Below are 13,500 nucleotides of genomic sequence, written 5' to 3'. Positions count from 1 at the left end.
AGGTGCCGCGGGAACGGCGGTCGGCGGCGCGGACCGCGGCGGACAACGCGGCGTCAAGGTCGACGGCCAGCCCTGCCGAGGAGGCTCCTGCGGCCGGCGGGAGGGCCCGGACGACCAGCAGGGCACCGCCCGGTAACGCTGCCAGCCGGGACCGGACAAGGTGTCGCAGCCGACGACGCACCCGGTTGCGGATGACCGCGTTGCCGACCGCCTTGGAGACGATGAAGCCGGCCCGGGCACCGGAGCCACCGATCGGCCCCGGTCGGTCGCCCGGCACCGCAGACGGCAGCAACAGGTGTACGACGAGCGAGCCACGGCCGGCCCGCCGACCCATGCGTACGACCTCGGTGAAGTCGGCACGATTCCGTACGCGCTCAGCGGCGGCCAGCATGGCGGTTAGATCTCCACGACGCCCGCGAAGACCATCAGGCGGACAGGCGGGCGCGGCCCTTGGCGCGGCGGGTGGAGAGGATGGCACGGCCGGCACGCGTACGCATCCGCAGCCGGAAGCCGTGGGTCTTGGCACGCCGGCGGTTGTTCGGCTGGAAGGTGCGCTTGCTCACGTCAGACTCTCCGTCAGGTGTGGCTCCTGGCCGGCGGCCCGGAGTCAGATGATCAGACCGGCTGTCGGTCAGGCCGGCGGTTGGTCAGATCCGGCCGTTGGTCGGGCCGGCGGTTGGTCAGAACTGACGGTTCGGAACCGACGGTTCGGAACCGACGGTGCAGAACCGGCGGTGCAGATCTGATCCGGCCCGTTGGTCAGGCCGACGGTGCAGGTCTGCGCCGGTGCGTCGTGAGGGCACAACGCACCCGACTAGCTTATCAGAGGGGACCAGCGCCGACGGCTGGCCCGCCGCCGGCCACCTCCGGTGATCGGGCCGTGGAGCAACGCGGCCAGTGCCGCTACACGGTTTTCGCCGGAACCGACAACGGGGACCGGCGACCGCCGGTTGAACGGTTGTGGACAACGCTGTTAGCGTGCCCGATTGCCGGTCAAGCATCAGGCAGCACCTGGCACCGCTTCATCGGTACGAACCAGGCAGCCGGGCCGGTCGCCCGCGACGGTGATCGACACCGGGCGCCGAGCCGGCAGGGGGCAGGTTCGGCGGACGACGGGGAGCCGCGGTCAGCAGTACACACAGGTTGTGGATAACTTGTGGATGACGGTCAGTTCAGCGGCCCGCAGCATGGCTCGTCGTACCTGTTCGAGAGCGGGACCGATCCCGACCGGCGGCCGACACAGAGACAGTGCCGGCGGCCGGGTACTCGGATGCGATGGGGGTGGCGCTACGGTGGCCGAGACGATAGACCTCGGCGCGGTCTGGTTGGCGACCACGGACGAGCTGGCGGACGAGATCGTCTCCGCTCAGCAGCGGGCCTATCTGCGGCTCACCCGGCTGCGCGCCATCGTCGAGGACACCGCGCTGTTGTCCGTACCCGACGCGTTCACCCGCGACGTCATCGAATCGCGACTGCGCCCGGCGATCACCGAGGCGCTGTCGCGGCGGCTCGGTCGACCGATCCAGGTGGCGGTCACCGTCCGTCCGCCGGAGGACGGTCAGGGTCGACCGGTCGGCACGGTGTACGGCACCGCGACCGTCGAGACCCGGCTGCACCACCCGGACGAGCCCGACCCACGGCTGGGTCCGCCCCCGCCCGGACCGGACCACCGCGACACCGACAACCACCGCTGGGACCGCGAGGGCATTGCCGCACCCGAGGCGCCGGAGCCGATCAGCGGCGTGCCGGACACGCCCGACGGACCCCGTGAGCCGGAGCACCGCGTCGGCGTACCCGAGGCATTGGACGGCGCCACCAGCCGGCTGCCGGTGGTGCCAGCGGCCCGGACCGGCGACCAGGGCGCGCTCTTCGGTGACGACTACGCCGCGGGACCGTCAGGTCCGCAACGGATCGACCACGACCTCGAACCGCCGGCGCAGCAACGCCCGGCCCGGCCGCCGACCGACTACCGCCCACCGGACCAACGGTACGGCGGCGGCGGCGGCGTCGGCGTCGGCGTCGGCGACAGCCTGCCGACCAGCCCGCCCGACAGCGGCCCGGGGCGGGGTGGGCTGGACCACCGCGGCACCGGCCGGGACGACCGCCGGCTGACCGGACCGGGGGTGGACACCGGTGGAAACCGGCTCAACCCGAAGTACATGTTCGAGACGTTCGTCATCGGCTCATCGAACCGGTTCGCGCACGCCGCGTCGGTCGCGGTGGCCGAGTCACCGGCGAAGGCGTACAACCCGCTGTTCATCTACGGCAGCTCGGGGTTGGGCAAGACCCACCTGCTGCATGCCATCGGTCACTACGCCACCACCCTCGGACACGCCCGGTCGGTGCGGTACGTGTCGACCGAAGAGTTCACCAACGACTTCATCAACTCGCTGCGTGACGACAAGACCAGCGCCTTCCAGCGCCGCTACCGTGACGTGGACATCCTCCTGATCGACGACATCCAGTTCCTGGAGAACCGGGAGCGGACCCAGGAGGAGTTCTTCCACACCTTCAACACGCTGCACAACGCGAACAAGCAGATCGTGATCACCTCGGACCGGTCGCCCAAACAGCTGGCCACCCTCGAGGATCGGCTGCGGACCCGCTTCGAGTGGGGCCTGCTCGCCGACATCCAGCCGCCCGACCTGGAGACCCGGATCGCCATCCTGCAGAAGAAGGCGGCCCAGGAGCGCCTGTACGCGCCCCCGGACGTGCTGGAGTTCATCGCGTCCCGGATCGCCAACTCGATCCGGGAGCTGGAGGGCGCGTTGATCCGGGTCACCGCGTTCGCCAGCCTCACCCGGTCACCGGTCGAGTTGAGCCTGGCGGAGGAGGTCCTGCGGGACTTCATCCCGGACGGAGCCGGCCCGGAGATCACCGCCGACCAGATCATGGTGGCCACCGCCGACTACTTCGGGGTCAGCCTGGAGGACCTGCGCGGTCACTCACGTTCCCGGGTGCTGGTCAACGCCCGCCAGGTCGCCATGTACCTGTGTCGCGAGCTGACCGATCTGTCGCTGCCCCGGATCGGACAGGCGTTCGGTGGCCGGGACCACACCACGGTAATGCACGCCGACCGCAAGATCCGGCAGCAGATGGCGGAACGCAGGTCCCTCTACAACCAGATCGCCGAGCTGACCAACCGGATCAAGCAGATCGCCTGACGCCCCGCCGCCCCGCCACCGGGGCCGCCCGCCGGTTGATCCGGCGGATCACGCACAGGTTCATCCACAGGTTTTCCACCGCAGCCGCCGCCGGACGGTGGATGACAGCTGCATCCTGCCCGCCCAGTTGTCCACAGCCTGTGGACAACCATTGGGGAAACCGCTGTGGACAATCACTGTCAGTCACAGCTTGTCCACAGGCCAGCCACCGCCTGTGGGGATCCTGTTGAAGGTTCTGGGGACGACGGACCGGCATGGCGCCGGCACCTTGTCCACAGCTGGGGACGAACCCTCGGGATAACCGGTGGACAACCGGTGGATAACTCGGCACGGCTGTGGGCAGCGGGGCAGCCTGTGGATGACGACCCCGGTTGTACCCAGCCCTCTCCACAGGTAATCCACCGCCATCGAACCCATCTGACCTGCGTAAACGCGAGATGTCCACAGAGTGCACAGCCCCGATGAAGACGATGAGATCTATCTTCTAGACAACAAAAACCAATCACCGGCGTTGGGGATAGGTGTGGATGCAGCCGACCTGCCGCACCTGCCGGTCCGGTCGACCGGCAGAAGTCCGGGGCCGGACGCACGGGCCCGGCGGTCTGGCCTATCGTTCGGTGAGGTCCGTCGACCGATGACGGTCGAGCCGCCCAGGGACCGCCTCGGGTCCGGCACCACCGAAGATCGTTCGACCGAGTCGACGCGGAGGCACGGCATGAAGTGCGGAGGCATGGGATGAAGTTCCGGGTGGAGCGCGATGCGCTCGCCGACGCGGTGGCCTGGACGGCCAAGAGCCTGCCGAACCGGCCGTCGGTGCCGGTGCTGGCCGGCGCGATGCTCCGGGTCACCGACGGTTCCCTGCAGGTCTCGGGGTTCGACTACGAGGTTTCCAGCCAGGTGACCGTCGACGTGCAGGGCGATGCCGACGGCTCGGCCCTGGTCTCCGGTCGGCTGCTCGCCGAGATCACCAAGTCGCTTCCGGCCAAGCCGGTCGACATCGCGGCGGTCGGTGCGCATCTGGAGCTGGTCTGCGGCAGCGCCCGGTTCACCCTGCCGACCATGCCGGTGGAGGACTATCCGACCCTGCCCGAGATGCCGGCCAGCGCCGGCCGGGTCGACGCCCCGACGTTCGCCGCCGCGGTCGCCCAGGTCGCGGTGGCCGCTGGCCGCGACGAGACGCTGCCGATGATGACCGGGGTCCGGGTCGAGCTGGAGGGCAGCCGGCTCGCCATGCTCGCCACCGACCGGTACCGGCTGGCCATCCGGGAGATCGACTGGCAGCCGGACGATCCGGAGATCAGCCTGAACGCACTGGTGCCCGCCCGTACCCTGGCCGACACGGCCAAGACGCTCGGTCCGATCGGCGGCGAGGTCACCATCGCGTTGGCGCACGGTGGGGCCGGCGAAGGCATGATCGGATTCGCCGGCGGCACCCGCCGGACCACCAGCCGGCTGCTGGACGGTGCCAACTACCCGCCGGTCCGGTCGCTCTTCCCGAGCAGCCACAACGCCGAGGCCCGGGTGGCCGTGAGCACTCTCGTCGAGGTGGTACGCCGGGTCGCCCTGGTCGCCGAGCGCACCACCCCGGTGCTGCTCAGTTTCAGCGCGGACGGGCTCGTGGTGGAGGCCGGCAACACCGAGGAGGCGCGGGCCAGCGAGGCGATGGAGGCCGCGTTCACCGGTGAGCCGCTGACCATCGGGTTCAACCCGCAGTACCTGATCGACGGCCTGCAGAACCTCGGCTCGGCCACGGCGGTGTTCACCTTCGTCGACGCGTTCAAGCCAGCGGTGATCTCGCCGGCCGGCGAGGACGATCAGATCATCCCCGGCTACCGCTATCTGATCATGCCCATCCGGGTAACCCGGTAACACCGGGACACCCGGTGGGCGACGATCGGGCAGCGACGAAGGGGGCACACCGTGCAGTTGGGCATCATCGGCCTGGGCCGGATGGGCGGCAACATGCGGGACCGGCTACGCGACGCCGGTCACCAGGCGTACGGCTATGACCGGGATCCGGCGGTCAGCGACGTGGCCAGCCTCGCCGAGCTGGTCGACCGGCTCGCCGCCCCGCGGGCCGTCTGGATGATGGTCCCGGCCCAGGTCACATCGTCGGTCGTCGATGAGCTGTGCGGCCTGCTCGACGCCGGCGATCTGGTGATCGACGGCGGCAACTCGCGGTTCAGCGACGACGGGCCGCGCGCGGCCCGGCTGGCCGAGCACGGCGTCGGCTACCTCGACGTCGGGGTGTCCGGCGGGGTGTGGGGCCGGCAGGCTGGGTACGGGCTGATGGTCGGCGGCGACGCCGAGCACGTACAGCGGATGATGCCGATCTTCGAGGCGCTGAAGCCGCCGACGGAGCACGGCTTCGTGCACGCCGGCCCGGTCGGCGCCGGACACTACGCGAAGATGGTGCACAACGGCGTGGAGTACGCGTTGATGCACGCCTACGCCGAGGGCTACGAGCTGATGCTGCAGAGTGAGCTGATCACCGACGTCCCCGGGGTGATCAAGTCTTGGCGGGACGGCACCGTGGTCCGGTCCTGGCTGCTGGATCTGCTGGACGCCGCGCTCGACGAGGACCCGCAACTGGCTGCGCTGCGCGGGTACGCCGAGGACACCGGCGAAGGGCGCTGGACGGTCGACGAGGCGATCCGGCTCGGGGTGCCGTTGAACGTGATCGCGGCGTCGCTGTTCGCCCGGTTCACCTCGCGGCAGGACGACTCTCCGGCGATGAAGGCGGTCGCCGCCCTGCGCAACCAGTTCGGCGGGCACGCCGTGCAGTCCAGCCCCTGACCTCCGTGTACGTCCGCCGTCTCGAACTGATCGACTTCCGCTCGTACCAGCGGGTCGAGCTCACCTTCGAACCGGGTGGCAGCGTGCTGGTCGGGCCGAACGGGGTCGGCAAGACCAACCTCGTCGAGGCGCTCGGCTACCTGGCGACGCTGGGTAGTCACCGGGTCGCCACCGACGCGCCGCTGGTCCGGGTCGGCGCCGATTCGGCGATCATCCGCTGCCTGGTCGTGCACGACCAACGGGAGCTGTTGGTCGAACTGGAGATCGTTCCGGGTCGGGCCAACCGGGCCAGGCTGGGTCGGTCGCCGGCCCGCCGGGCGCGGGAGGTGATCGGTGCGCTGCGGCTGGTGCTGTTCGCCCCCGAGGATCTGGAGATCGTCCGGGGCGACCCGGCCGAACGCCGCCGCTACCTGGACGAGCTGCTGGTCACCCGGCTGCCCCGGTTCGCCGGCGTGCGGGCCGACTACGACCGGGTGGTCAGGCAGCGCAACGCGTTGCTGCGCAGCGCGTACCTCGCCCGCAAGACCGGTGGTGACCGGGGCGGTGATCTGAGCACGCTGGACGTCTGGGACGCCCATCTGGCCCGGCACGGAGCCGAGCTGCTCGCCGGCCGGTTGGAGCTGGTCACCGCACTGGCCCCGCACGTGGCCAAGGCGTATGACGCGGTGGCGGCCACCAGCGCGGCGGCCGGCGTCAGCTACCGGCCGTCGATCGATCTGCCGGACAGCGGAGCGGTGCAGCAGCTGGCGGCGGACCGGTCCGTGCTGGAGTCAGCGCTGCTGGCCGCGCTGAGCGACGCCCGCCGCAGTGAGGTCGACCGTGGCGTCACCCTGGTCGGCCCGCACCGCGACGACCTGCATCTGACGATCGGCAGCCTGCCGGTGAAGGGGTACGCCAGCCACGGCGAATCCTGGTCCTGCGCGCTGGCGCTGCGGCTGGCCGCGTACGACCTGCTCCGCGCGGAAGGCATCGAGCCGGTCCTGGTCCTCGACGACGTGTTCGCCGAACTGGACAGCGGCCGCCGGGAACGGCTCGCCGAGCTGGTCGCCGGGGCCAGCCAACTGCTGGTGACCTGTGCGGTGGCCGAGGACGTCCCGGTAGCGTTGCGCGGGGCACGCTTCGAGGTCAGCCGTGGGGAGGTACGCCATGTCGGATGAGCCGCAGCACGGTGAGCCGGCGCAGGCTGCCGACCAGCCACCGATCCTGCCACCGCCGTCCACCGGCCCGCAGCTGGCCAGGGCGGTGCTTGACGCGGCCCGCGCCCGTCGGGAGGCAAATCGGCCCCGCCGCCGGACCGGTGGCGGCAGCGACACGGGCGGAGCCGGGTCGGGCGGCCGACGACTGCGCGGCTACTCTGGTCCGGGGCCTGACCCCCGCGATCCCCAGCTGTTCGGCGACGTGCTGGCCCGGCTGGTCAAGGCGCGCGGCTGGCAACGGCCGGCTGCCGAGGCGACCGTCTTCGGTGCCTGGGAACGGGTGGTCGGGCCGGAGGTGGCCAAGCACAGCCGCCCGGTCAAGTTGGAGAACGGCGAGTTGACGGTCGAGGCGGAGTCGACCGCGTGGGCGACCCAGCTACGTCTGCTCGCCCGATCACTGCTGCGCCAGATCGCCGCTGAGGTCGGGCACAACGTGGTGACGAAACTGCACATCCACGGCCCGGCCGCGCCGTCCTGGTCGAAGGGTCCGCGGCGGGTCCGCGGTCGTGGCCCGCGGGACACGTACGGTTGATCCCCACCCGGCCGGTCCGCTCCCTGGCCGACGCCGGCCGCCCGGAAGTCGCCGGCCGCCCAGGATCAGGCTTCCGCGTCGGCGTAGACGGCGAAGCCGCGGTCGGCGCAGCGGCGGTAGAAGCGGGACAGCACCGCCAGCTCCGACCGGGGGAAGCTCCACTGCGGCGCGTCACCGGCGTCGTCGCGGAGCGCGTCGAGCCGGCTGTCCAGCCAGCGCAGCTGCTGTTCGGCGAGCCGGGCCCCGGCGAGGGCGTCGCGCAGCACCGCCCCGACCGTGTCGAAGGTGACGGTGTCGCCGTACCGGTCGTGGCCGTCGACGAACCGCTCCAGGCCGCCGGCGATCCAGGCACAGCCGTCCGGGTCGATCACCGGGTCCTCGTCCTCGGCGGCCGCCTCGGTGGCGTACAGCACTCCGGTCAGCCCCAGCAGCAGGTCCACCAGCTCGGTGTAGGCGGTGGCCCGGACACTGCCGGTCTTCGCGATGTAACCGGCGAGCGCGGCGGTCGGCGCCGCGACGTCGGCCTGCTCCGCCAGCTTGTCGAAGTCGACGAACTCGGCCGGTGCGACCGGTTCGTAGAACTCGCCGACCCGTGGCCATTGCACCGCGACGTTGTCCAGCCCCATCGCAAGCGTCACCCTTCTCCAGCTGGTGGCCCGGGTCGGGTGCGCATCCGCGATGCTGCTGCCCGGTGCGAGCCTGTGCGGTAGCGGCACTGTAGCGGCATCCGGGTAGTCGTTTCATCTTCAGGTGGCCCAGCGGGCCGCCGCACCGACGGTGCGGTGCCCCGTGGCCGACCGATGATGGATCTGGTGCGTGTGGGGGTGGTCGCGGTGGGTGGGGTGCGGCCGGCTACGAACCTCTCAGCCGCTTTACGGGGGTGCCGCGTCCCGGTTATGTCGGCTCGGCACAGTAGGATCGGAGACAGAGACGAGGGAGACCCGCGCGGCGCGACGATCCGGAGCCCGCCCGGCAGGATCACCGACGAGGTGACCACCGGCAGCCGTGATCGCCGGACCGTACGGGGCCCAGCCGTTCGTGATCCGCGGGTCCGCTGCGGCGTACGGCGCGTTTCGCCACCCGTCGGCGATCCACCCGGAAGATGCGGGTTGTCGGCCATGGTGCCGGTTCGCGTCCGTCCGCCGTCGGAAGATCCGCCGAACCCCGCGTCCCTGTGCCGTCGCGGCCCAGGTGTGCGAGAAAGTGGCTGAGGGTGTCAGCGGAGAACAACCAGGAGTACGGCGCCGAGTCGATCACCGTGCTGGAGGGCCTTGAGGCGGTCCGCAAGCGACCGGGCATGTACATCGGTTCGACCGGTGAGCGCGGCCTGCACCACCTGGTCTGGGAGGTCGTGGACAACGCGGTCGACGAGGCGCTGGCCGGGCACTGCGACACCATCGAGGTGGTGCTGCTCGCCGACGGCGGGGTGCGGGTCACCGACAACGGCCGCGGTTTTCCGGTGGACCTGCATCCGAAGCTGAAGAAGCCGGGTGTCGAGGTCGCCCTGACCGTGCTGCACGCCGGCGGCAAGTTCGACGGCAAGGCGTACGCGGTCTCCGGTGGCCTGCACGGGGTCGGTGTCTCGGTGGTCAACGCGCTCTCCGTGAAGATGGAGGTCGAGATCCACAAGGACGGCCACGTCTGGCGGCAGCAGTACGCCAACTCGAAGCCGACGCCGCTGGACAAGGGCGAGACGACGAACCGGACCGGGTCCGCGGTCGCCTTCTGGCCGGATCCGTCGATCTTCGAGACCACCGAGTACGCGTTCGAGACGATCTACCGCCGCCTGCAGGAGATGGCCTTCCTCAACCGTGGGCTGACCATTCAGCTGCGCGACGAGCGGGTGGCCGACGACGACGGAAAGCACCGCGAGGTCACTTTCTGCTACAAGGGTGGTATTTCGGACTTCGTCCGCCATCTCAACGCCTCGAAGAACCCGATCCACAAGAGCGTGGTCGAGTTCGGCGCGGAGGAGGAGGGCATGTCGGTCGAGATCGCCATGCAGTGGAACGAATCGTACGGCGAGTCGGTCTACACCTTCGCCAACACCATCAACACCCACGAGGGCGGCACGCACGAGGAGGGCTTCCGGTCCGCGTTGACCAGCGTGGTCAACAAGTACGCCATGGACAAGAAGCTACTCAAGGGTGACGAGAAGCTCTCCGGCGAGGACATCCGGGAAGGGCTCGCCGCGATCATCTCGGTCAAGCTGGCCAACCCGCAGTTCGAGGGCCAGACCAAGACCAAGCTGGGCAACACCCCGGTGAAGAGCTTCGTGCAGCGGGTCTGCAACGAGTGGCTGGTCGACTGGCTGGACCGCAACCCGGCCGAAGGCAAGATGATCATCACGAAGGCCACCCAGGCGGCCCGCGCCCGGATCGCCGCCCAGCAGGCCCGCAAGCTGGCCCGGCGCAAGTCGTTGCTGGAGTCCGGGTCGATGCCGGGCAAGCTGGCCGACTGCCAGTCCACCGACCCGCGCGAGTCGGAGGTCTTCATCGTCGAGGGCGACTCGGCCGGCGGCTCGGCCAAGCAGGGGCGGGATCCGCGTACTCAGGCGATCCTGCCGATCCGGGGCAAGATCCTCAACGTGGAGAAGGCCCGGATCGACCGGGTGCTGAAGAACAACGAGGTCCAGGCGTTGATCACCGCGCTGGGCACCGGCATCCACGACGACTTCGACATCGACAAGCTGCGCTACCACAAGATCGTGTTGATGGCCGACGCGGACGTGGACGGCCAGCACATCCAGACGCTGCTGCTGACCCTGCTGTTCCGGTTCATGCGTCCGCTGGTCGAGCTGGGCCACGTCTACCTCGCCGCCCCGCCGCTGTACAAGATCAAGTGGAACCGGAAGGGCGACGACGCGCAGTACGCGTACTCCGACCGGGAACGCGACGGACTGATCGTGCTGCGCCAGCAGAAGAAGCCGAACGCCAAGCCGGACGACATCCAGCGCTTCAAGGGCCTGGGCGAGATGAACTACCCCGAGCTGTGGGAGACGACGATGAACCCGGCGACGCGTACGCTGCGTCAGGTGACTCTGGACGACGCCGCAACCGCCGACGAGCTGTTCAGCGTTCTGATGGGTGAGGACGTCGAGGCGAGGCGCTCCTTCATCCAGCGCAACGCCAAGGACGTCCGCTTCCTGGACATCTAGCGCCCCGCGCGGCCGGGCGACCCCGAACCGGGGCCGACCCGGCCGCGTCATCAGCAACTTCGCCAGCTTCCACAGCCGTTGTCCAGCACGGTACGACGGTTTAAAGGTTGATAAGGGTTAACTGTGACGGATACTCCCGAGTCCTTCGGCAGCGAGCCGGATCCCGTGGCAGCCGCCGCGGCGGCGGTCGCCCGGCACGACCGCATCGAGCCGGTCGGGCTGGAAGTCGAGATGCAGCGTTCGTACCTCGACTATGCGATGAGCGTGATCGTCGGGCGGGCGCTGCCGGACGTACGGGACGGGCTCAAGCCCGTACACCGCAAGATCCTCTACGCCATGTTCGACTCGGGCTACCGGCCGGACCGGGGCTACGTCAAGTGCTCCCGGGTCGTCGGCGACGTGATGGGTCAGTTCCACCCGCACGGCGACTCGGCCATCTACGACGCGCTGGTCCGGATGGCGCAGCCCTGGTCGCTGCGGTACCCGCTGGTCGACGGCAACGGCAACTTCGGCTCCCCGGGCAACGATCCGGCAGCCGCGATGCGCTACACAGAGTGCAAGCTCGACCCGCTGGCGATGGAGATGCTGCGGGACATCGACGAGGACACCGTCGACTTCCAGGACAACTACGACGGGCGGGCCAAGGAACCGGTGATCCTGCCGGCCCGGATCCCCAACCTGCTGATCAACGGCTCCGAGGGCATCGCGGTCGGCATGGCCACCAAGATCCCGCCGCACAACCTGCGGGAGATCGCGGCGGCGGTGCAGTGGTGCCTGGAGAACCCGGAGGTCGACGAGGCCACCACGCTCGACGCGCTGATCGATATCGTCAAGGGCCCGGACTTCCCGACCGCCGGTCTGATCGTCGGCACCACCCCGATCCAGGACGCCTACCGCACTGGTCGCGGGTCGATCCGGATGCGCGCCGTGGTCGAGGTCGAGGAGGACAAGAAGGGCCGGACGTCGCTGGTCGTCACCGAGCTGCCGTACCAGGTCAACCCGGACAACCTTGCCGAGCGAGTCGCCGAGCTGATCAAGGAAGGCAAGATCGGCGGGATCGCCGACATCCGCGACGAGTCCTCCGGGCGTACCGGCATGCGGCTGGTGCTGGTGCTCAAGCGCGACGCCGTCGCCAAGGTGGTTCTCAACAACCTCTACAAGCACACCCAGCTGCAGGAGACGTTCGGCGCCAACATGCTGGCCCTGGTTGACGGGGTGCCGCGCACGCTGAACCTGGCGCAGTTCATCCGGTTCTACGTCGAGCACCAGATCGACGTGATCCGGCGGCGCACCGCGTACCGGCTGCGCAAGGCCGAGGAGCGGGCGCACATCCTGCGCGGTCTGGTCAAGGCGCTGGACATGCTCGACGAGGTGATCGCCCTGATCCGGCGGTCGCCGACGGTCGAGGACTCCCGGCAGGGCCTGATGCGGCTGCTCGACGTCGACGAGATCCAGGCCACCGCGATCCTGGACATGCAGCTGCGCCGGCTGGCGGCCCTCGAACGGCAGAAGATCATCGACGAGCTCGCCCGGATCGAGCTGGAAATCACCGACCTCAAGGACATTCTGGCCAAGCCCGAGCGGCAGCGGCGGATCGTCTCGGAGGAGCTCGGCGAAATTGTCGCCAAGTGGGGCGACGAGCGGCGGACGAAGATCGTGCCGTTCGACGGCGAGGTCTCGATGGAGGACCTGATCGCCCGCGAGGACGTGGTGGTCACCATCACCCGCACCGGGTACGCCAAGCGGACCAAGGTCGACCTCTACCGCTCGCAGCGCCGGGGCGGCAAGGGCGTCAGCGGTGCGACGCTGCGCCAGGACGACATTGTCAGCCACTTCTTCATCGCGTCCACCCATGACTGGATGCTGTTCTTCACCAACAAGGGCCGGGTCTACCGGGCGAAGGCGTACGAGTTGCCGGAGGCGTCGCGTACCGCCCGGGGCCAGCACGTGGCCAACCTGCTGGCCTTCCAGCCGGACGAACACATCGCCCAGGTCATCCGGATCCCGAACTACCAGGTGGCGCCCTACCTGGTGCTGGCGACCCGCAACGGCCTGGTGAAGAAGACCCGGCTGGAGGAGTTCGACTCGAACCGCTCCGGTGGCATCATCGGCATCAACCTGCGGGACGCCGACGAACTGGTCGGAGCGGCTCTCGCCGGCGGGGCCGACGACCTGCTGCTGGTCTCCAAGAACGCCCAGGCGATCCGGTTCACCGCGACCGACGAGGCGCTGCGTCCGATGGGGCGGGCTACGTCGGGGGTGATCGGGATGCGGTTCACCGATACCGACGAGCTGCTCGCCATGGCGGTCGTCCGGGAGGGGATGGACCTGGATGTTTTGGTCGCCACCAACGGCGGGTACGCGAAACGTACTCCGATCGAGGAGTATCCGGTGCAGGGCCGGGGAGGCAAGGGCGTGCTGACTGCAAAGATCACCGAGCGCCGTGGTGGTCTTGTCGGCGCGGTCGTCATCAGTCCGGACGACGAGCTCTTCGCGATCACCAGCAACGGTGGCGTGATCCGGACTCCGGTGAAGCCTGTACGACGTACCCGGGACCGGAACACAATGGGGGTCAAGCTCATGGACCTCCCAGAAGGCGTGACCATCGTGGCCATTGCTCGCAATGCCGACGAGCCTGACGAACAGGACTAGTTG

General features: G+C 69.5%; 9 protein-coding genes and 1 pseudogene. 7 read left to right on the top strand and 3 right to left on the bottom strand.

Annotated features, from left to right (window positions below; all coding sequences use genetic code 11):
* Nucleotides 1-34 precede the first annotated feature (34 nt).
* A pseudogene (gene rnpA / locus O7621_RS05615) lies at nt 35-391 on the bottom strand (ribonuclease P protein component); the annotation flags it as partial.
* A 34-nt stretch (nt 392-425) separates the two neighbouring features.
* Entirely contained in the window at nt 426-563 is a 138-nt protein-coding gene (rpmH, locus tag O7621_RS05610) for a 50S ribosomal protein L34 (RefSeq protein ID WP_123606641.1), read from the bottom strand.
* 729 nt (nt 564-1,292) lie between these two features.
* Between rpmH and dnaA the strand changes: the two genes are divergently transcribed.
* From dnaA to O7621_RS05585, 5 genes are all read left to right on the top strand, one after another.
* Nucleotides 1,293-3,164, top strand: coding sequence for a chromosomal replication initiator protein DnaA (gene dnaA / locus O7621_RS05605; RefSeq protein ID WP_282233045.1), 1,872 nt, complete (start codon nt 1,293-1,295; stop codon nt 3,162-3,164).
* Nucleotides 3,165-3,899: 735 nt separating this feature from the next.
* Nucleotides 3,900-5,033 (top strand): DNA polymerase III subunit beta, encoded by a 1,134-nt coding sequence (gene dnaN, locus O7621_RS05600; RefSeq protein ID WP_282233044.1) that lies wholly within the window; start codon nt 3,900-3,902, stop codon nt 5,031-5,033.
* Nucleotides 5,034-5,084: 51 nt separating this feature from the next.
* A complete protein-coding gene (gene gnd, locus O7621_RS05595; protein ID WP_282233043.1) occupies nt 5,085-5,960 on the top strand; it encodes a phosphogluconate dehydrogenase (NAD(+)-dependent, decarboxylating) in 876 nt (291 codons plus the stop codon).
* A gap of 5 nt (nt 5,961-5,965) precedes the next feature.
* Nucleotides 5,966-7,117: a DNA replication/repair protein RecF gene (recF, locus tag O7621_RS05590; protein ID WP_282233042.1), complete on the top strand. Its 1,152-nt coding sequence runs from the start codon at nt 5,966-5,968 to the stop codon at nt 7,115-7,117.
* Nucleotides 7,107-7,688: a DciA family protein gene (locus O7621_RS05585; RefSeq protein WP_281552357.1), complete on the top strand. Its 582-nt coding sequence runs from the start codon at nt 7,107-7,109 to the stop codon at nt 7,686-7,688. Before recF ends, O7621_RS05585 begins: the two co-directional genes overlap by 11 nt.
* A gap of 65 nt (nt 7,689-7,753) precedes the next feature.
* Here O7621_RS05585 and O7621_RS05580 read toward each other — a convergent pair whose 3' ends face one another.
* Nucleotides 7,754-8,314, bottom strand: coding sequence for a hypothetical protein (locus O7621_RS05580; RefSeq protein ID WP_123606635.1), 561 nt, complete (start codon nt 8,312-8,314; stop codon nt 7,754-7,756).
* Between the two features lie 587 nt (nt 8,315-8,901).
* Here O7621_RS05580 and gyrB point away from each other — a divergent pair.
* Both gyrB and gyrA read left to right on the top strand, forming a co-directional pair.
* Nucleotides 8,902-10,845: a DNA topoisomerase (ATP-hydrolyzing) subunit B gene (gene gyrB / locus O7621_RS05575; protein WP_282233041.1), complete on the top strand. Its 1,944-nt coding sequence runs from the start codon at nt 8,902-8,904 to the stop codon at nt 10,843-10,845.
* Nucleotides 10,846-10,968: 123 nt separating this feature from the next.
* On the top strand, nt 10,969-13,497 hold the full coding sequence (gyrA, locus tag O7621_RS05570; protein WP_282233040.1) for a DNA gyrase subunit A: 2,529 nt from the start codon (nt 10,969-10,971) through the stop codon (nt 13,495-13,497).
* Nucleotides 13,498-13,500: the final 3 nt, after the last annotated feature.

This window comes from Solwaraspora sp. WMMD937, from assembly GCF_029581175.1.
In the GTDB taxonomy this organism is placed as follows: domain Bacteria; phylum Actinomycetota; class Actinomycetes; order Mycobacteriales; family Micromonosporaceae; genus Micromonospora_E.
The sequence above is the reverse complement of the archived record's forward strand: the minus strand, read 5'-3'. Positions and strand labels throughout refer to the sequence as shown.

What these genes read in the sequence shown, in the direction of transcription:
- O7621_RS05585 (WP_281552357.1), top strand. Translation starts at nt 7,107, where the DNA reads ATGTCGGATGAGCCGCAGCACGGTGAGCCGGCGCAGGCTGCCGACCAG.
- O7621_RS05580 (WP_123606635.1), bottom strand. Translation starts at nt 8,314, where the DNA reads ATGGGGCTGGACAACGTCGCGGTGCAATGGCCACGGGTCGGCGAGTTC.
- dnaN (WP_282233044.1), top strand. Translation starts at nt 3,900, where the DNA reads ATGAAGTTCCGGGTGGAGCGCGATGCGCTCGCCGACGCGGTGGCCTGG.